We start from the raw sequence: 19,405 nt of genomic DNA, 5'->3' as shown, positions 1-19,405 counted from the left end.
ATCCATATCTTCTGATTTCTTTCTTTTACCAAAGGGGTGAAAAGCAAAAAGTCCCTGCTCAGAAAGCAGGGACTTTTTGCTATAATTTACAATTTACTACTTATTCAATAGGAGGCTGTTCCTCCTCAATTTCATCAGCTACACCATCTTCTACAGTATTATCCTCTACCATAACGGTGTCTTCTTGAACCTCTGTTTCAATTTCCATTTCAGTTTCCAGTTCATCAGTAGTTTCAATGTTCTCTGATTCTGTAACTGAATTATCTTCGTTACCACATGCCGTAAAAGCGAAAAGTGCGAAAGCGGCAAATGCTAATTTCCATGTCTGTTTCATAATCTTTACAAATTGATTTTGTACTTATTTATACGACATCTAATAAAGGGTAACCTAGCAGGCTTATAAATAATGAACAATTTAAAGTGAAGGGTTACGAGAAGTGGGTAAAGGCATAGGGGAAGAAGGTAAAGGTAAATGGCTAACCGAAGCCAAAAGTGAACCCACAAGTTATTTTATATGATTTTTTTTGTATTAGATTTGTGGCATATTCTGAATGCGTTCTATCTATGTTAGTAAGTAGAAGAAAGCTCCAGGAGTAAAACAGAGAAACGATTAAGTGTGCCTAAAATTAAACATGCACGAAATGAAGCATAGTTATAAGACAAGACTGGCTCTTTGCCTGTTAATTATAATAACAGGTGTTTTCACAGGCTGCGATAAGCAAGAAGACATAGTGCCTGATCAGCTAAAAGCATTATCTGTAGGAGAGGCTAAGGCTAGAAAGACAACTATTTATTATGGACCGGCTACACCAGTAGGAAAAGGAACTGCCAGAACGTGGGTAGAGACAAATGAAAAAGGGGAGCCTTTAGCTGTTGGTGTAAATTTATCTGATAAAGCTGCAGCAACTTTACCGCACGAAGTTACAGTTTACATGCTGCAGATGCCTAAGAATATCAAGTCAGTCCTGTACAATTTTGTTATGCTGGATTGGAATCCTGCGGGGCATGCCCCTGATCATTTTTATGCAAGCCCTCATTTCGACTTTCACTTCTACATGGCAGAAGAGGGAGATGTGTTAAACATTCCTAGTGGCTTACATGCGCATACCCCTGAATTCGAGGCTAACTATGTTCCAGCAGATCATGTAACAGGTGCTGGTCTTGCAAATATGGGCGAAGCTATACCGGCTATGGGTGTACACTGGATTGATGCTCTTTCCCCCGAATTGCATGGCAAAGCCTTTACGAAGACGTTTATCTATGGATCTTATAACAATAAGGTAACTTTCCATGAGCCAATGATCACTTTGGCTTACTTGCAAGAGCTTATTCTCAATGAACCTGTAGTAACACCTGTGCCGCAGCCGAAGCATGTACAAATGAGCGGCTATCATCCTCAGACTTATACTATTGAGCATGATGGAAAGCAAAGTGCCTACAAGGTGTCTCTCAGCGATCTGGTTTATAGAAAAGCGCAGTAAAGAGCGATTTGCAAACAAAAAGGGCTCCTGTTAAATGCAGGAGCCCTTTTTGTTTTATCATCCTTAGTGCTATTGATATTTAGCTTTTACACTATCAGCAGGTTCGTCTAACATTGCCTCACGACGAGCCTTAAATTCTGTTCCAGCTTTCCACACCGGATATTTCTCAGTGTTGGCTACTTTGTTTCCTACCCTCAGGAAGAGCTGAAGGTCTTCTACAGCACCTTCCAAGTTCCAATCCTCCCTCACTTCATCAGAAAGCTTGTGGTAATCCTCAGCTGTATACCTTTCCTGCCATGTCTTAACATAATCAGCAGGTTGGTTTCGGGCTACAACACCTGATTTAGCGTAAAGAGCCGGTACTCCCTGTTTAGCAAATTCAAAATGGTCTGAGCGGTAGAAAGAACCTTTCTCTGGTGATGCTTCCGGTACTATGCGTCGGTTCTGTTTTGCTGCGGCATCTGCTAAAACTTCCTCTAGCGTAGAATTGCCATAACCAATAACCACTACATCCTCGGTAGGGCCGTAGGCATTCAGAACATCCATGTTTATGTTGGCTACTGTTTTCTCGAGAGGGTACAGTGGGTTTGTAGCATAATATTTAGAGCCAAGCAAGCCTTTCTCTTCTGCTGTTACAGCCAGAAACAGAATGGAGCGCTTAGGTTTATTTTTCATTTTGTTAAAGGCCTCAGCAATCTCCAATAAGCCTGCTGTACCAGTGGCGTTATCCAGAGCCCCATTAAATATTTGGTCTCCCTCTAAGCCTGGATCTTTGCCAAGGTGGTCCCAATGCGCAGTGTAAACAACATACTCATCCTTCAGTTTTGGATCTGCCCCTTCTAGCTTGGCAATTACGTTTTTAGACTTTACTTCTCTCAACTTGTTCTTGATGCTAAATGAAGCAGTAGCGTCAAGAGGTACAGGTTTGAAGTCTTTTTTCATGGCAGCCTGTTTCATTTGCTCAAGGCTTTTCCCTGTGGCAGAAAATATTTCCCTGGCTTTCCCTTCTGTAATCCATGCCTCTACCTTGGCGCGATCCATGTTTTTATTAGGCGCAATGATTTCAAAACCCTCACGGCTGTGGCTACCGGAAATTACTTCATAAGGGTATCCTGCAGGTCCTGTCTCATGGATGATGATAGCTGCAGCAGCTCCTTTTTCAGCTGCGATCTCATACTTATAAGTCCAACGACCATAGTATGTCATCGCTTTGCCTCCAAACATGGTACTGTCTAGCTGTTGCGTATCGGATGGGTCTGGAATAGGCGGATCATTTACCAGCATAACAATGGTTTTGCCTTTTACATCTACCCCTTTGTAATCATCCCAGCCATATTCAGGAGCGACAATACCATAGCCTACAAAAACCATTTCAGAGTTATTTATGTCGATGTTGGGCACGTACTGGCGTGTAACGGCAACGTAGTCTGAGGGGAAATTAAGCTTGACGTTCTTTCCTCCGGCTTTAATGGTAGCAGTAGGCTGAGGCGTGTATCCGAACATGGGTACCTCCTGTACATAGGTGCCGTCCGGATTACCAGGTTTCAATCCTATTTGCTTAAACTGGCGGGTAAGGTAATTTACGGTCGAATCTTCACCCGGCGTAGCAGGGCTTCTGCCTTCGAAAGCATCCGAAGCAAGAACGGTCGTTCGGCGTAGTAAATCCTCAGCGGTTATACTCTGAAGAGCAGGCTGTAAGTTCACGCTATCCTCAGCTGCGGTGACGGCTGCCGTCTCATCTTCAATTTGGTCAACTTCTCGGGAGCTCTCGTTACAGCTCAAAGCCAATAAGCCAATCATGGCCATTAGCGGAAAGTGCTTTCTCATAGATTTGTAAGTATGGTTTTGACCTGATTAAGATACGCTTTTTTCACAAAATGCCTTTACCTGAAAGGTGCATATAGTATTAAGCAGCTACCTCCCAGCTTGCCGGTACCCCACGATGGAGTTCTTTTATCATGTGAAGGCAACCATGCAGGTGCTGTTGTAACTGGCATTCCCAGATGATGACTCTGTCCCAGCCAGCCTCTCGGTACTGCTGCTTATACTTGGCGTCTCTTAAAATGTTGTTATCAAACTTTTCCTGCCAAAAAGTTACGTTGGTTTTGGGAGTTTGTGGCTGGCAGTAAGGGCAGCGGTGCCAGAAGCAACCATGGATAAAGATTGCAAGTTTTCTGCCAGGGTAACAAATGTCCGGCTTCCCGGGAGCCTTAGGCCAATGAATTCTATAACCACGCAAACCCGATTTCCAAAGCGCTTTGCGAAGCTTTAATTCTGGCTTTGTGTCTCTTGACTTATTGCCGCGCATGTAGCGGCTTATTTTCTCATTTGCGGTTAAGGGAGGTTGTAAAGGCTCTTTTTTATACTTTCTTCTCTTCTTTGCCAATGCTATACTTTTATTAAGACACAGTGCCTCAATAACAATAGGGTCGTGTTGAAAGTGCCTTAGCCAGAGCTATAGCCTGTAATAAATGCGGCTCATAGAATTATCGTATGGGTCATAGCCAGGCCTGTGCTTAGTGAACCTGTCATCAGTTGCTTTCAGCTGCTCAATTTTGTTTAGCAGGAAGGTGTTCCAGGCATTTTCCGAGGAAGGAAGGGAGTGGCAGCTTGTTACCCAGGCAAGCAGGCAGTCTTGCATTTGCTGATTCCGACCCAGGAGATGGGGCTCTAAAACATATGTATGGCCATCGTAGTGAAACATGATTAGTAATCTTGCTCCGATAGTTCTTGATAGTTCGTCTAACAGATAGCTGCACATAACTAGTTTGTTCAGATTTTCAAAGCTTGGAAGAGGTGCACTTGGGTGCTATAGCATGTCTTTACGATGTAACTGTACTTGCTAAAAGTATAATTATCATGCTGTTATAAACAGGAAAGATTAGTATGTAAAGTAACATCGGTTTTGTGCATGTTTAAACAATGTGTTGTCTTTTTAACAGCCCCATTTCAAGTTAATTAGGTAAACTTTTATATCTTAAAACTTATATAGTAACATGAGCCTGCTTGTGGTAATAGTTAAAGAATTAGATAAAGCACATAACTTTTCTGCTGTTAGCGCTTGTATACCTTTAAATGGGAACTACAGCTTCTGATCAGCGCCGGATGACAGGTAAATGGGTGCTGGTGTCGGCAACAACAGCTTCGGCAATGGCGTTCATAGACGGCTCTGCCCTGAACGTAGTATTACCCTCTTTGCAAAAAGATTTAGGCGCAACAGCTACAGATCTGCTTTGGATCATAAATGCTTACCTGCTCTTTCTTGCAGCACTTATACTTCCGGGAGGGACTCTTGGTGATAGAATTGGGCGTAAGAAAGTATTTATGTGGGGCATCAGTCTGTTCGTTCTCGCATCGCTTAGTTGTGGCCTGGCCCCTTCGGCTACATGGCTGATTGTATCTCGGGGAGCGCAAGGGATAGGTGGTGCTCTGATGGTGCCGGGAAGCTTGTCTGTTATTTCGGCTTATTTTCAGAAAGAGGAACGTGGAAAGGCTATTGGAACCTGGTCAGCTGTCACTACCATGGTAACTGTAATCGGACCTGCGCTTGGAGGTTTTTTGGCAGATTTAGGGTGGTGGCGTGCTATCTTCTTCCTGAACCTGCCGCTGGGCTTACTCTCATTACTCTCGCTGTATTATAAAGTGCCTGAGAGCAAGGATGAGGAAGCAAATAAGAGTATCGACTGGACTGGTGCGGCCTTGATTGTTGTGGGTTTAGGAAGTATAACATTTGCTTTCATCTCTGCGCCTGAATATGGGTGGAAAAGCAGTATAGTGCTTGCAACCTTGCTTACAGGTATAACTTGTTTGGTGTTCTTTGTATGGGTAGAGAAAAGACTGCAATACCCGATGGTGCCTCTGAAGCTGTTCCGTAACAGAACCTTCACGGGCGCGAACCTAATTACGCTTTTGCTGTACGGAGCTTTGAACATGGCTTTATTCCTGCTGGTGTTGAATTTAGTGCAGGTGCAGGAATACAGCCAGTTGCAGGCCGGATTGGCAACGCTACCCTTTGGCTTGATGCTGATATTGTTTTCACGCAAGATGGGAGCCCTGGCTGCCAGGTATGGTCCTAAGTGGTTTTTGGTGGCAGGGTCTTTCTTAGCGGGAATAAGCTTTATACTTCTTGGAATGGTTGACATGGCACTTGGATTTGAGAGGTATTGGACTTCCTATCTCCCCGGAGTGCTAGTATTGGGCATAGGTATGGCCGTAACAGTAGCTCCGTTAACCACAGCTGTAATGAGTTCTGTAGAAGACCGGTTTGTTGGAACAGCTTCCGGAGTTAACAATGCCGTTAGCAGGGCTGCCGGAGTTTTAAGCATAGCTATATTGGGTGCAGTGGCTGTTGCTTCTTTTACTAATGAAGTAAAAGAGAGCATCCACAACATGGCACTTTCTGCTGCTGTACAAGTAGAAGTATTAAAAGAGACTGAAAACCTAGGCGCTGCAACTGTTCCGAAAAACGTTGGCGCAGCGCAGAAAGAGGTGCTACGTAAAGTATTTGATACGGCATTTGTGGAGGCTTATGAGCTGGTGCTTTTTGCCTGTGCAGCCTTGGCTTTTGGAGCAGCCATTGCTGCTTTTTTTATTATTCCTTCAAGCTCTCATGTAAAAGATGAGGTTGAGTTACGCTGAAGCCTACTATGGCTGTTATGTATCTTATTGTTTATAAGCAATATTTGCTAATGCGAATTAACGTAATTTGATTTTTCGATAATACTGTTAACTTTGCCTTTATACATGCAGTAGTTTTAACTATGGATAAATATACTTATATCGCCAACGCGCACGGCGACTACATTGATGGGCTGTACAAGGCTTATCAGCAGGACCCAGAGTCAGTTGACGCTGGATGGCGCAAATTTTTTGAAGGTTTTGAGTTTGCAACCGCTTACGGCGAGAACGGGCACGAAACTGCTGAAGGTGTAGCTGCTGCTCCTGCAAAGGGTGCTGCTACTGCCGGAGAGTCAGAGAAAGAGGTTGCCGTGCGTAACCTGATCCATGCTTACCGCACGCGTGGTCATTTGCGCTCTACTACCAACCCGGTACGTGCCCGCAAAGACCGCAAAGCTCGCCTGGATTTAGCTGACTTTGGACTGACAGAGGCTGACCTGGATACTGTGTTCCAGGTTGGTGAGATCATCGGTATCGGCCCGGCTACCCTGCGCGATATTGAGGCTGCTCTGAAAAAGATATATGAAGGCTCCATCGGCTTTGAGTACATGTACATCCGTGATCCGGAAGTGCTGGAGTGGTTCAAGGAGAAGGTAGAGAAGGAGTCTTTGAACTTCAATCCGTCTATCGATTTCAAAAAGCGCATCCTTTCCAAACTGAACGAGGCCGTGGTATTTGAGAACTTCTTGCACACGAAGTTCTTGGGCCAGAAGCGCTTTTCTCTGGAAGGAGGCGAAACAACAATTCCTGCGCTTGACGCGATCATCGACAGAGGTTCTGAACTTGGGGTGGAAGAGGTCGTGATCGGTATGGCTCACCGTGGTCGCCTGAACGTGCTGGCCAACATCATGGGCAAAACCTATGAGCAGATCTTCTCTGAGTTTGAAGGTACTGCCGTTCCGGATTTGACGATGGGTGACGGTGACGTAAAATATCACATGGGCTACTCTTCTGAGGTAGTTACACCATCTGGTAACAAAGTGAACCTGAAGCTTGCTCCGAACCCATCGCACTTGGAGGCGGTGAACCCGGTAGTGGAAGGCTTTGTGCGTGCTAAAATTGACACCTTATATAATAATGACGCCGATAAGATCCTGCCGATCCTGATCCACGGTGATGCGGCCGTAGCTGGCCAGGGCATTGTGTACGAGGTAACGCAGATGGCGAACCTGGAAGGTTACAATACAGGTGGTACAATCCACTTCGTGATCAACAACCAAGTAGGTTTCACGACTGATTTTGAGGATGCCCGTTCTTCTATCTACTGTACCGACGTGGCCAAGATCCTGGATGCGCCGGTGCTGCACGTAAACGGTGACGATCCGGAGGCTGTGGTATTTGCCATGCGTTTTGCCATGGAGTACCGCCAGAAGGTGAACAACGATATCTTTATTGACATGGTGTGCTACCGCCGCCATGGCCATAATGAATCTGATGAGCCAAAGTTCACGCAGCCGCAGCTTTACAACATTATCTCAAAGCACGCTAACCCGCGTGAAAAGTATAATAAAGAACTTATCAGCCGGGGTGAGGTAGACGCAGATCTGGCCAAAAGTATGGATAAGGAGTTCCGGCAGATGCTGCAGGATCGCCTGGACATGGTAAAACAAAAGCCATTGCCGTACAACTACCAGTCGATGGAACTTGACTGGCAGGAGCTGCGCCGCTCTAAGCCGGAAGACTTTAACCAGTCACCGGAGACAGGCATTTCTGCTGAGGCAGTTGAAACTGTTGGAAAAGCACTTACTACTTTGCCGCAGGGCTTTAAGCCGCTGAAGCAGATCGAGAAGCTGATCAAGGAGCGTAAAGAGATGTTCTTTGAAACAAAGCAGCTGAACTGGGCGGCAGGTGAATTGTTGGCTTACGGCTCTATCCTGTTAGATGGTCGCATTGTTCGTTTTTCTGGTCAGGATGTGCAGCGGGGTACTTTCTCGCACCGCCACGCCGTATTGCATGACGCGGTAACCAGCGCACCATACAACAACCTGAACCACATGGCCGAGAAGCAGGGCTCTTTCGAGATCTACAACTCGCTTCTTTCGGAGTATGGTGTTCTCGGCTTTGAGTTTGGTTACGCCATGGCTAACCCGAATGCACTGGTAATCTGGGAGGCTCAGTTTGGTGACTTTGCAAACGGTGCACAGGTAATGATCGACCAGTTTATTTCTTCCACTGAGTCTAAGTGGCAACGTATGAACGGTCTGGTGATGCTGCTGCCGCACGGTTACGAGGGGCAGGGACCAGAGCACTCTAATGCTCGTCCGGAACGTTTCCTGCAGCTGTCTGCTGAGAATAACATGTTCGTTACCTATATTACCACGCCTGCTAACCTGTTCCACTTCATGCGCCGCCAGTTGGCATTGCCATTCCGCAAGCCGGCTGTAAACATGTCGCCTAAGTCGTTGCTGCGTCACCCGATGGTAGTTTCTCCTGTTGAGGACTTCACGTCTGGCAGCTTCAGAGAGGTTATCGGCGATACATATGCTACAGCCAAGTCGGTGAAGAAAGTACTTCTTTGCTCTGGTAAAGTGTACTTCGACCTGCTGGAAGAGCAGCAGAAGAACAAGCGTAAGGATGTAGCCATTATCCGTATGGAGCAGCTGGCACCGTTCCCGAAAGTGCAGTTGGAGGCTGAGCTTAAGAAGTATAAAAACGCTAAACTTTACTGGGTACAGGAAGAGCCTGAGAACATGGGTGCCTGGACGTATATCCTGCGCATCATGCGTAGCCAGGTAGAGGATGTGGTTGCTCGTAAAGCTAGTGCGTCGCCTGCTACAGGTTATATGAAGGTGCACGTAAAAGAGCAGCAGGACCTGGTAGACCGTGCCTTTTCAATCTAATAACTGAAGTAGGTTAATGACCATGAGGTTTTATTTAAAACAACTTGTGGTCATTAACCATATTTCATTCGTAAGTCAAAATTCGTAATTCATAATAAGAAGAATAATATGAGCTTAGAAGTTAAAGTGCCTGCCGTAGGTGAGTCAATCACTGAGGTAACCATAGCCCAGTGGCTTAAGAAAGATGGCGACCGTGTGGAAATGGATGAGGTGATTGCTGAGCTGGAATCTGACAAGGCCACATTCGAATTGCCAGCCGAAGCCGCAGGCATTTTACGCATTGTAGCACAAGAGGGCGACACAATAGATGTAGGAGCCGTTATCTGTAAGATTGATCAGGATGGTGCAGCTGCATCTGCTCCATCAGCACCTGCTGCTGAAGAAAAAGCTGCTCCTGCTTCACAGGAATCTGCACCGGCTACAACTGGTGGTGCCGGAGAGGCTGTAGAAATGAAAGTGCCAACTGTAGGCGAATCTATTTCTGAGGTAACTATTGCCAGCTGGCTGAAAAACGATGGTGACCATGTGGAGATGGACGAGGTTATCGCTGAGCTGGAATCTGATAAAGCGACTTTTGAACTGCCAGCTGAGGCTGCAGGTACATTAGAAATTGTGGCAAAAGAAGGTGATACAGTAGAGATCGGTGGTTTGCTTTGCCGCATTGTGCCTGGTGCTGGTGCTGCTAAGGCGAATGCACAGGCTACAACCAAACAGGAAGAAGCAGATAAAAAGGTATCTGCACAACCAGCGGCTGCCGCTCCTTCTGGCGCACAAACATATGCTTCTGGCACGCCATCTCCGGCTGCCGGAAAAATTCTTTCCGAGAAAGGCATCAATCCGGCAGATGTACAGGGTTCTGGTCGTGATGGCCGTATTACAAAAGAGGATGCACAAAATGCACAGCAGGCTGCTACTAAGCCAGCCGCTGCTCCTGCTCCAAAGCAAGAGGCTACTGCTGCTACGGAGGCTCCGGCTGCAAGCGGTGACCGTAACCAGCGTCGTGAGAAAATGAGCTCACTGCGTAAAACGGTTGCTCGCCGCCTGGTGCAGGTGAAAAATGAAACGGCCATGCTGACTACTTTCAATGAAGTAGACATGAAGCCGATCATGGACATCCGTGCCAAGTATAAAGACAAGTTCAAAGAAGTGCACGAGGTAGGCTTGGGCTTCATGTCGTTCTTCACGAAGGCTTGTACGGTTGCCCTGAAGGAGTGGCCTGCGGTAAATGCCCAAATTGATGGCAACGAGATGGTATTCAGTGATTTCGTGGATGTTTCGATCGCTGTTTCTTCTCCTAAAGGTCTTGTGGTGCCGGTTATCCGTAACGCGGATAACCTGACGCTGGATGGCATCGAGAAAGAAGTTATTCGTCTGGCAAAGAAAGCCCGCGATGGCAAACTTTCAATTGAGGAAATGACAGGTGGTACCTTTACCATCACCAACGGTGGTGTGTTCGGTTCCATGATGTCCACACCGATTATCAATGCGCCACAGTCGGCTATACTTGGTATGCACAACATCGTGCAGCGCCCTGTGGCTATAGATGGGCAGGTAGAAATTCGCCCAATGATGTACCTGGCGCTTTCTTACGATCACCGCATCATCGACGGCCGTGAGTCTGTAAGCTTCCTGGTACGCGTAAAGGAGCTGCTGGAAGATCCGATGAGACTTCTTTTAGGAGTATAGGCAGCAATTATGAATTAGAAATTAGAAATTAGAAATTGTGGGGGAGGAAAAGAAAGAGAATGTCATTTGCGACAAGAGCTACGCTTTTGCGCTTCGGATAATAAAACTCTATAAATTCTTAACAGGAGAGCAAAAGGAGTTTGTGCTAGCAAAGCAGTTGTTACGGAGTGGCACCTCTGTCGGAGCAAATGTAGAGGAGGCGATCGCTGCAAGTTCTAAAGCTGATTTCATTCATAAGCTAAATATTGCCGCAAAGGAGGCACGGGAAACTTCATACTGGCTGCGCCTGCTAAAGGACAGCCAGTACATTCCTGAAAAGGCGTTTGATTCTATTCATGAGGATTGCATGCAGTTGCGAAAGATCATCAGCAAGATCCTCATCACGATGAAATCAAACTTATAATTTCTAATTTTTAATTTCTAATTTAAAAGATGCAATACGACGTAGTAGTTATCGGTTCAGGTCCTGGCGGGTACGTGGCGGCGATCCGTTGCGCGCAGGTTGGTCTGAAAACCGCGATCATAGAGAAATATAACGTGTTAGGTGGTACTTGCCTTAACGTAGGCTGTATCCCTTCAAAAGCCTTACTTGACTCTTCTGAGCATTACCATAACGCGGCACACGCGTTCGAAGAGCATGGTATTGAGCTGGATAACCTGAAGGTGAACCTGCAGCAGATGATCAAGCGCAAGGCAGGTGTGGTAAAGGCAAATAACGACGGTATCACCTATCTGATGAAGAAGAACAAGATCGATACGTACTTCGGCCTTGGCTCTTTTGTAAACAAGAACACTATCAAAATTACAGACGCAGAAGGTAAAGAGCAGCAGATCGAGACGGATAAAACCATCATCGCGACTGGTTCTAAGCCGACTACTTTGCCGTTCCTGCCAATCGATAAGAAGCGTGTAATTACGTCTACCGAGGCTTTAGAGCTGAAGGAAGTGCCAAAGAACCTAATCATCATCGGTGGTGGTGTAATCGGCCTGGAGCTTGGTTCTGTGTATGCGCGCCTTGGTGCTAAAGTGCAGGTGATCGAGTACATGGATGCTATTATCCCGACCATGGACCGCTCACTAGGTAAAGAGCTGCAGCGCGTACTGAAGAAAACGCTTGGCTTTGAGTTCTTCATGAGCCACAAGGTAACCGGCGCTACTACTAAAGGAAAAACCGTTAAAGTAACTGCTGAGAATCCGAAAGGAGAGGAGGTTACCTTTGAAGGCGATTACGTGTTGGTATCTGTTGGCCGTAAGCCTTACACAGAAGGTCTTGGTCTGGAGAATGCTGGTGTGCAGATGGGTGAGCGTGGCATGATCGCCGTGAACGACCACCTGGAGACAAACGTGCCAGGTATTTATGCCATTGGCGATGTGGTGCGTGGCGCGATGCTGGCACACAAAGCCGAGGAAGAAGGCGTATTGGTAGCTGAGCAAATTGTTGGTCAGAAGCCGCATATCAACTATAACCTGATTCCGGGTGTGGTGTATACCTGGCCAGAGGTGGCAGGTGTAGGCTTCACCGAGGAGCAACTGAAAGAGCAGGGACGTGCTTATAAGTCAGGTTCATTCCCGTTCAAAGCTTCCGGCCGTGCGAAGGCATCCGGTGATACAGATGGTTTTGTAAAGGTGTTGGCTGACAAGGAAACAGACGAGATCTTGGGTGTGCACATGATCGGTCCGCGTATTGCTGACCTGATTGCTGAGGCCGTAACCGCGATGGAATTCCGTGCTTCTGCCGAGGACGTGGCACGTATGAGCCATGCGCACCCGACATACGCGGAGGCGATGAAGGAGGCTTGTTTGGCAGCTACCGAAAACCGCGCTATTCACATATAGAAGCTTTCTGATTACCAGAATGAAATCAACAAGCGCCACCCCATGGGGTGGCGCTTGTTGATTTCAACCATCTGAATCGCAACAATACCAGAGCTAAGCCTTAAAGCTGCAAAACAGACTTTAGAAGCAGAGAAGTTAGTCTTGTTCTCTTAGATAGATGTCGTTGCTAATGCTTTCCAGTGTAATAGGAGCACCACCCCCATTAACTTTGCCTTTAAGCTCATACCCTACCATAGGCGCAGTATCTTTCTTATTAGTATAATCAATATTCAGGTCAGAGTATACCTCACCAGTTATCGTTTTCAAAGATACTACCGCCCCTTTTTTTTTAGACCAGTTCATGTCCACAAAACCGCTGATGGATTTGGCATCAACAGGTCCGGCTAATCCACGTAATTCTATGTCGCCATTGATCGTTTCCACTTTCAAATCAGCGTCGCGGGGTACAAATATTTCATAATCGATGTTAGTGCAGGTAAAGCTGCTTTCGCCATTGTTAATTACAGTGTGGCCCCGGTTACTTTCTGGGCAGTCTTCGGCCCTGCCGGTTTTCATCAGTTCCTTGTCCAGGTCCACATTTACACGTGCACTTTCATTATCAGAGGTAAAATCTAATAGTAGCGCATCATTTAATTTTCCGTTGTTAATCTCATAAGTTACCTTAACAGAGGCTTCCTTTTTATCCCAAGCCGTAATCTTGATGTTGTTGCCAAACTTCAGTTGCAGATCAATTTTCTTATTGGCTGGTAGGATCAGTGTCTTCTCTACTGTTTTAGTTTGAGCCTGGATGTTTGTAGCAATAATGAGCCAAAGTATGGCTGCTAAAAATGTCTTTTTCATGTTCTATATGTGGTTAATGAGATTTGCTTTATTTGTTCTTGCGGATAAACATGTCACCACTGATGGTGTACAAGGTCATCTCTGCTCCGCCGCCATTTATGGCGCCTTCAATCGTGTTACCTCCAGCAACTTTGGTTAACCCATTCTTCGAATTATTTTTCGTGTTCAAGTCAAAATCTGAATAGATCTCACCCTGAATAGATTTGAGCTTAAAATCAGCTTTGGTGTTAGCAGGAAGGGTAATATCGACTGTGCCAGCCACGGAGGAAATGGCACTAGGTTTAGACTGGTTGAGATTAGCAAACTTAATAACCATGTCGCTGCTGGTGGTGTTAGCTACCAGTGGTCCGGTAATGTTTGTCAGGTTAGCATTGGAGTTGTTAAGCTTTAACTCTATTTCCCCGTTTAGGTCAGACATAGAAACATCATCACCAGTCCAGTTTGTTTCTGTGTACACCACAGAGGCATTCTTTGGCACCCGTATAATATAGTTACCATCTTGTCGTGAAGCTTTATCTATCTTCATAGTATTATTTTCTTTCGTGATTGCCAGTCCTAAGCCTGTATTATCAACGGCTTGGTTGTACAGCGGCTTAAGGCCTGCAGCGCGGGCAGGGGGCTGGGTATAAGAACTGCTTTCCACAACCACTTCATCCGCGTTATGCCCTACTACCTGTACCCCGCTGTTATACATGGTAATAATAATGCGACTGTTCTTGCTGTTATCCAGCTTGGCCTTGTAAACGCGCGGCTCCTTCTTTTCTGTCTCGGTTCTGACTTTGACCCCACTCCTGGAAGTCTGGGCAAGCAAAGGGAAACTGTTTAGCATCAGGCATACCGATGCCAGTAACATTATTTTTTTCATGTTATTCGATTTACTCATTTGATGAAATTGATTTTATATCAAGATGCCGATTCCTTCCTCAGCTTTATTTTTAACTATTGGTAATAGGTCCTTCTTTTCAGCAAGCTTCTGAAGTTGTTCCACAGCTTTCTTCTCCTGAAGGCTTACCAGAACATCAATAAGGGTGAGCTGCATGAGTGGGTCTGTCTGAGCGGGAAGTGATTTTATGTAAGCAATCCGCACCTGCTCTTTGTCCTTGTATTGGTAGAGGGCTTCACAGGCGGCAATCCGCACATTCACATTGGGATCCGTATTCATGGTATTAACGAGCAGGTTGATTACCTCACCACCGGCAGACGCAGCTTTAAACTCCTGGCTCACCACCTGAATGCGGTCACTGGCTGTATACCCTGCTGATGCTCCAGAGGTCAGTATCTCTTTCATCTCCTGTACTTCCTGCTGCAACGCTGCTATTTCGGGATGCTGTACTGTGGCAGGTTCCTGCCTGTACTGGCTACCCGCCCAGAATGCACCGATAATCAGTAACACACTTGCTGCCACGTACCAGAAGGAAACGGCCTTTTGTACCGGAAAGGAAAGCTGCTTCCCCTGGACTAATGCTGTCTGTTCTTCCACTTTTTCAAACAGCCAGTCATCTGCTAAGAACTTGCTCAACCCCTCCTCCTGCTGCTTGGTGTAAAATTGGAACTGTGCAGCATGGGGTTTCAGGCTATCTGGTAGCAGGTGTGTGCTGTTAAAGAACTCCTGTAGCTGTTTTTCTTCGGCTACCGACGTTTCTCCCTCGTAATACTTTTGCAGTAGTTCTTCTATGGCTATGTTATCCCACTTCATAATTCTCCAGTTTTAGAAAACCGTCTCGTACACTTTTGCGGGCCCTTGAAAGTATGACCCGGATATTGTTTACTGTCAGGTTTGTTATCTGCTCGATCTCCTCGAAAGAGCAGCCTTCTACATCACGCAGATGCAGGACAAGCTTTTGCTGCTCAGGCAGCTCTGCCAGCAGGCCCTTTATCTTACCCGCACTGTCCTTTAGTTCAGAATGTTGGTAAGGTGTTGCGTCCTCAGAACCTAGCTCCATCCCGGTAATATCTACCTGCCGCTTTCGCTTACTTGTCTTCAGCCTGTCCAGGCACAGGTTTTTTGTAACAGTCATGGCAAAAGCTTCTACGCTAGTGTAAGCGTGCAGCTTATGCTTATTGGTCCAGAGCTTAAGGAACACGTCCTGCAACAGGTCTTCCGCTTCCTCTTTATCTCGAAGCATAAAGACTGCCAGCCGGTACAGCTTGTGCTTTGCAGGAAGAACCTTGCTTTTAAACTCTTGTAGATCCATTCAATAAGAGAGACGATCAGGTTGTGAAAACATTACAGGAAAGTATCAAAATTTATAAGTAATTCTCTTTATCCCTGCGCCTTCTTTTTCCTAATGGAGCTGAGCAAGTTCTTTGCCTGCTTGTTATTTGGGTCCAGTGTCAGGATTTTTTCGAGTACAGCTTCGGCTTTTTGTGTCTCTTTATTAAGCAGGTGTGCCTGGGCCAGGCCGTGCAGGGGCCATATAGTTCCCTTTCGCAGGCTGCTCATTTCACCGTACCAGATAGCCGCATCTTTGCCCTTCTCTTTCTGGAGAAGATATTGCCCGAAGTCCTTTTCCGCTTTTTCTATTTGGGGCTGACTGGTGCGCGCGTCTAAAATGAAACGCGAATAAGCCCAGGCTGCCGACATAATCCCGTTCTGATCATATATCTGCTGCATAATAGTGGAAATATCGCTGTCCGCAGGTAGCTTTAGTACAGCCTCTAATGCAGGATCCCGGCCTTTCAGGTAGTCTTCAGAGGTGTAGCCAACAATTATGTCTGGCTCTGTCCAAGGCCTCTTTTCATTTATGTGCCAGTCCCTCCAGTAAATAGTAGAAGCTCTGATGGTAAGATTGCTGTTGGGCAGGTAAAGTTTTCGGGAGTCTCCATATGCACTTGGAGAAGAGCCAGAAGGTTCTCCTGCAAAAATTGTGTTGGTGTAGTACTCCATCTCGTTAGCCAGCATTTGGGCGGCAGAAAATGTCTCTCGCCCTATTAGCATATATAAGCGACCAAACTGGTTTACCTGTTCGTTTCGGATTAATGCGAGCAAAAGAGGACGGGAAAGTCTGTTGTTTCCACCAGGATTGTAGCGCAGGTCCAGCACAAGGCGGGAAGTAGGATGCGCAGCTATAAATTTTTCTATCCTGGCGGAGAAAGCAGCTATTGACTCATCTTCTTTATTATAAACTTCATTTACCTGTACATAAAGTGTCTTTGTCTCAGGCAAGAATTCCATCCAGTACTTCTCCTTTCGGTTACGCTGACTCAATGGTGCTTTCGTGCCTAAAACTTCATAAGCATCTACAAAATCGGGAGCCTTAAACAGTGGTACAGGTGCCAGCACAACCTCCTGAACAGCCCCCTGTTGCGTCTTTACTTTTAGGAAAGCCTGCTGTGCATTATCCGTGAGGCCCAGTGCAGCTAAAAACTCCGGCACTACCAGAAATGTAGGGGCAAGTAGTTTAAACCCCATCTCATTGTCATAATGCACTACAGGGCGTACTTTCTCTATAGCAGCATCGGCAGCAGAGGCGGCACCTATCTGAAGTACCTGTGCACCTATCAAGTGCTTGAACGCTGGCGTGGTGGCCTGTATAAAAAGGCCATCGTCAAAGAGTGCAAGCTTAACAGGTAAATGATTCAGAAAAAGACTGGAGTCCGATGGAGGTGGTGTGGTTGTATGAGCGCGACTGTAGGCAATGGTCTGGTCCTGGGGCAGTGTCAGTCTCGTGTGCCCATCACCAATCATGGCAACAAGCTTTGTCAGGCCAACTACCACCTCATAGTCCTTTAACGTGGGGATGCGGGAGTTTAATGCTGCCACTGCACTGTCGAAGGCTTGCGGAGATATTTTGTGGAAAGGTGCCCTGTGTTGCTTTGGCAGTTCCTTTGCCAGGAAAGCAAGGTCATTTCTCCATTGCTCTGTCGTTAAAGCTTGCGATTGGGCCGGCAAGGCACAGAGCACAATTGGCAGCATCAGGATAAAAGCAGCTGTGCACCGGATAATACTTACATTTTTCATAGTGGTAATGGCTGATAGCTTTACAGTAAAGTTGGAAAAGGTAGGCTGATACATAAACAGAGACGACACGGACTGTAAAACATTACAGCTGCTTCGTGTAATCAGGTGGCTGGGTTAAATAAAGTATGCGGGTGTTGGGGCACAAAAGAAGGAAGAAGAGCTGGTACAGACCTTATTTTGCTACAATACATTCTGCTCAAAAAAATATTTTATAATTCATTTGCAAATCATAAAACCTTCTTTACCTTTGTAGTGTACTAGTTGTCTAATGCACTATACCAATAAAACTATGATAAAACTTTCAGACATTAACTTCAGGTATAAAAAGAAGAAACCGCTCTTCGAGAACCTGAACCTTACCTTGCAGCCTGGTTTTATTTATGGCTTACTAGGTAAAAACGGTGCCGGTAAATCTTCGCTGCTGAAGCTTATCTCCGGCTTGCTCTACGCTGACAGGGGTAATAGCAGCGTGTTTGGCTTAGATGCTTCGGCTCGAAAGCCTGAAATGCTGCAGGATATTTACCTGATACCAGAGGAGTTCAACCTTCCGCCTATCAGCCTTTCCTCATTCGTAAAGGTTCATGCGGTTTTCTATCCTAAGTTTAGCCAGAACCAGTTTAATGCCTATATGGCAGAATTTGAACTGTCTGACGATGCAAAACTCTCTACCTTGTCTTATGGGCAGAAGAAGAAGTTTCTGATCGCTTTTGGACTTGCGACAAATGCTCGTGTGCTTATTCTGGATGAGCCAACAAACGGATTGGACATTCCTTCTAAAAGCCAGTTCAGGAAAATAATGGCGGCGGCGCTGGATGAAGATAAAATCATCATCATTTCTACTCACCAGGTGCGCGACCTGGAGAACCTAATAGACAATATTGTAGTGCTGGAGAAAGGTACTATTGTCTTTAACCAGAGCATAGCAGATATCTCAGAACGCCTTGCCTTTGAATATAACCTGGTTGGCATACCAGAAGGAGAAATTCTGTATGCAGAAGAACTTCATGGAAGAAAAGCGGGCATTGTGAAGAACATTGCCGGCGTAGACAGCCGCGTGGATCTGGAGTTGCTGTTTAACGGAATCGTGAAAAATGCAACAACAATCAATGAAAGCTTTACAAGTATGAAGTATGAATATTGATCTCAAAAAGAAAGCGAGAGGTAGCACAATAAAGCAGCAGATGCAGATAAGCCTTCATTCCTTCTGGGTTGGCCTGGCAGCTTTTGGATGTGCCTACCTGATGGAGACGGAGGAGGTGAATTTCACTTATCCACTTGAAGTTTTTTTAAAAGGTGTTATTGCTGATAACGCCATTATTGATGACCATTTGTACAAGATAAAACTATGAGTACTGAATTAAATATAACAAGAATTGGCTATTTCATAAAGCGGCAGCTTTACATGAACGTTAGCACAATGTGGATTGCTATCGTGGCAATTGTGGGGGTGCTGCTGGTCATATCTGGCCTGACAGCTGTTAACAGCCCAACTAAAATTCAAAACCTGGTGCCGCTGTACCTGTTAGTGCTATATGTAGGGGGGTATATTTTTACCAGCAAAATCTTTAGCGAAATGCACTCTCCCCAGAAATCTTATGCTTTCCTGACGCTGCCTGTATCCACAGCGGAAAAGTTGATAGGAGCATTGCTTATTGTGGTGCCTGTTTACTTAATAATAGCTTTAGCAGGCATACTTATATTATCCTTTACCAGTGGCTTAGTGGCTGGGCAACCTATGTTGATACCGGGTCTGACAAGCACAGAATTTATTTATCCTATCGGGGTTTTTCTTGTAACACAGACATTCTTCTTTCTGGGTGCTGTTGCTTTCAGAGGTAACAATTTCCTGAAGACGCTGCTAGCCCTTTTTGTGATTGCAATTGTCATAGGAGGATACAGTGCAGGATTAGGATATCTGTTGTTCGGAGGAGGAGAATTTAATATGGGAGCAGGCACAGCCAGTGAGTTTAAAGATACGGCTGAATTTATTTTCAAAGATGTAGTACCGTTTCTGTTCTGGTATGTGCTGGGACCGTTTTTGCTGGTAGTATCATATTTCAAACTTAAAGAAAGGCAGGTGTAAC

18 protein-coding genes are annotated in these 19,405 nt (G+C 45.8%); 9 read left to right on the top strand and 9 right to left on the bottom strand.

Annotated elements, in window-relative coordinates; all coding sequences use genetic code 11:
- Nucleotides 1-100: 100 nt before the first annotated feature.
- Nucleotides 101-334, bottom strand: coding sequence for a hypothetical protein (locus ACFSRY_RS02975; RefSeq protein ID WP_377503283.1), 234 nt, complete (start codon nucleotides 332-334; stop codon nucleotides 101-103).
- A 307-nt stretch (nucleotides 335-641) separates the two neighbouring features.
- Here ACFSRY_RS02975 and ACFSRY_RS02970 point away from each other — a divergent pair, with 307 nt between their 5' ends.
- Nucleotides 642-1,481 carry a hypothetical protein gene (locus tag ACFSRY_RS02970; protein WP_377503282.1) on the top strand — a complete coding sequence of 280 codons (840 nt, stop codon included), beginning with the start codon at nucleotides 642-644 and terminating at the stop codon, nucleotides 1,479-1,481.
- 69 nt (nucleotides 1,482-1,550) lie between these two features.
- On the opposite strand, the gene ACFSRY_RS02965 is transcribed toward ACFSRY_RS02970, so the two are convergent.
- From ACFSRY_RS02965 to ACFSRY_RS02955, 3 genes are all read right to left on the bottom strand, one after another.
- Nucleotides 1,551-3,308, bottom strand: coding sequence for a M28 family metallopeptidase (locus ACFSRY_RS02965; protein ID WP_377503281.1), 1,758 nt, complete (start codon nucleotides 3,306-3,308; stop codon nucleotides 1,551-1,553).
- Nucleotides 3,309-3,387: 79 nt separating this feature from the next.
- On the bottom strand, nucleotides 3,388-3,867 hold the full coding sequence (locus ACFSRY_RS02960) for a very short patch repair endonuclease (RefSeq protein ID WP_377503280.1): 480 nt from the start codon (nucleotides 3,865-3,867) through the stop codon (nucleotides 3,388-3,390).
- Between the two features lie 69 nt (nucleotides 3,868-3,936).
- Nucleotides 3,937-4,242, bottom strand: coding sequence for a hypothetical protein (locus ACFSRY_RS02955; protein WP_377503279.1), 306 nt, complete (start codon nucleotides 4,240-4,242; stop codon nucleotides 3,937-3,939).
- Nucleotides 4,243-4,556: 314 nt separating this feature from the next.
- Here ACFSRY_RS02955 and ACFSRY_RS02950 point away from each other — a divergent pair, with 314 nt between their 5' ends.
- The 5 genes from ACFSRY_RS02950 (at nucleotide 4,557) to lpdA (ending at nucleotide 12,520) form a co-directional block, all read left to right on the top strand.
- Nucleotides 4,557-6,119, top strand: a complete 1,563-nt coding sequence (locus ACFSRY_RS02950; RefSeq protein WP_377503278.1) for an MFS transporter — start codon at nucleotides 4,557-4,559, stop codon at nucleotides 6,117-6,119.
- Nucleotides 6,120-6,241: 122 nt separating this feature from the next.
- A complete protein-coding gene (locus tag ACFSRY_RS02945) occupies nucleotides 6,242-8,998 on the top strand; it encodes a 2-oxoglutarate dehydrogenase E1 component (protein ID WP_377503277.1) in 2,757 nt (918 codons plus the stop codon).
- Between the two features lie 108 nt (nucleotides 8,999-9,106).
- On the top strand, nucleotides 9,107-10,684 hold the full coding sequence (gene odhB / locus ACFSRY_RS02940) for a 2-oxoglutarate dehydrogenase complex dihydrolipoyllysine-residue succinyltransferase (protein ID WP_377503276.1): 1,578 nt from the start codon (nucleotides 9,107-9,109) through the stop codon (nucleotides 10,682-10,684).
- A 37-nt stretch (nucleotides 10,685-10,721) separates the two neighbouring features.
- A complete protein-coding gene (locus ACFSRY_RS02935; RefSeq protein ID WP_377503275.1) occupies nucleotides 10,722-11,087 on the top strand; it encodes a four helix bundle protein in 366 nt (121 codons plus the stop codon).
- 29 nt (nucleotides 11,088-11,116) lie between these two features.
- Nucleotides 11,117-12,520 (top strand): dihydrolipoyl dehydrogenase, encoded by a 1,404-nt coding sequence (lpdA, locus tag ACFSRY_RS02930; RefSeq protein ID WP_377503274.1) that lies wholly within the window; start codon nucleotides 11,117-11,119, stop codon nucleotides 12,518-12,520.
- A 135-nt stretch (nucleotides 12,521-12,655) separates the two neighbouring features.
- Here lpdA and ACFSRY_RS02925 read toward each other — a convergent pair whose 3' ends face one another.
- The 5 genes from ACFSRY_RS02925 to ACFSRY_RS02905 form a co-directional block, all read right to left on the bottom strand.
- Nucleotides 12,656-13,360, bottom strand: coding sequence for a hypothetical protein (locus tag ACFSRY_RS02925; RefSeq protein ID WP_377503273.1), 705 nt, complete (start codon nucleotides 13,358-13,360; stop codon nucleotides 12,656-12,658).
- Nucleotides 13,361-13,388: 28 nt separating this feature from the next.
- Entirely contained in the window at nucleotides 13,389-14,225 is an 837-nt protein-coding gene (locus tag ACFSRY_RS02920) for a DUF4097 family beta strand repeat-containing protein (protein ID WP_377503272.1), read from the bottom strand.
- Nucleotides 14,226-14,258: 33 nt separating this feature from the next.
- Nucleotides 14,259-15,056, bottom strand: coding sequence for a HEAT repeat domain-containing protein (locus ACFSRY_RS02915; RefSeq protein WP_377503271.1), 798 nt, complete (start codon nucleotides 15,054-15,056; stop codon nucleotides 14,259-14,261).
- Complete coding sequence (locus ACFSRY_RS02910; protein ID WP_377503270.1) at nucleotides 15,043-15,555, bottom strand: RNA polymerase sigma factor; 513 nt, start codon at nucleotides 15,553-15,555, stop codon at nucleotides 15,043-15,045. The genes ACFSRY_RS02915 and ACFSRY_RS02910 overlap by 14 nt, the downstream gene beginning before the upstream one ends.
- A gap of 68 nt (nucleotides 15,556-15,623) precedes the next feature.
- The gene (locus ACFSRY_RS02905) at nucleotides 15,624-17,321 is read right to left on the bottom strand and encodes a hypothetical protein (RefSeq protein WP_377503269.1); all 1,698 of its coding nucleotides are present in this window, start codon (nucleotides 17,319-17,321) and stop codon (nucleotides 15,624-15,626) included.
- A gap of 289 nt (nucleotides 17,322-17,610) precedes the next feature.
- Between ACFSRY_RS02905 and ACFSRY_RS02900 the strand changes: the two genes are divergently transcribed.
- From ACFSRY_RS02900 to ACFSRY_RS02890, 3 genes are read left to right on the top strand one after another with little or no spacing between them, the layout of a single operon-like run.
- Nucleotides 17,611-18,462, top strand: coding sequence for an ABC transporter ATP-binding protein (locus ACFSRY_RS02900; RefSeq protein WP_377503268.1), 852 nt, complete (start codon nucleotides 17,611-17,613; stop codon nucleotides 18,460-18,462).
- Nucleotides 18,452-18,670 (top strand): hypothetical protein, encoded by a 219-nt coding sequence (locus ACFSRY_RS02895; RefSeq protein WP_377503267.1) that lies wholly within the window; start codon nucleotides 18,452-18,454, stop codon nucleotides 18,668-18,670. The genes ACFSRY_RS02900 and ACFSRY_RS02895 overlap by 11 nt, the downstream gene beginning before the upstream one ends.
- A complete protein-coding gene (locus ACFSRY_RS02890; RefSeq protein WP_377503266.1) occupies nucleotides 18,667-19,404 on the top strand; it encodes a hypothetical protein in 738 nt (245 codons plus the stop codon). The genes ACFSRY_RS02895 and ACFSRY_RS02890 overlap by 4 nt, the downstream gene beginning before the upstream one ends.
- Nucleotide 19,405 lies beyond the last annotated feature (1 nt).

Source organism: Pontibacter locisalis, assembly GCF_042684605.1.
GTDB classification, from domain to species: Bacteria; Bacteroidota; Bacteroidia; order Cytophagales; family Hymenobacteraceae; genus Pontibacter; species Pontibacter locisalis.
The sequence above is the reverse complement of the archived record's forward strand: the minus strand, read 5'-3'. Positions and strand labels throughout refer to the sequence as shown.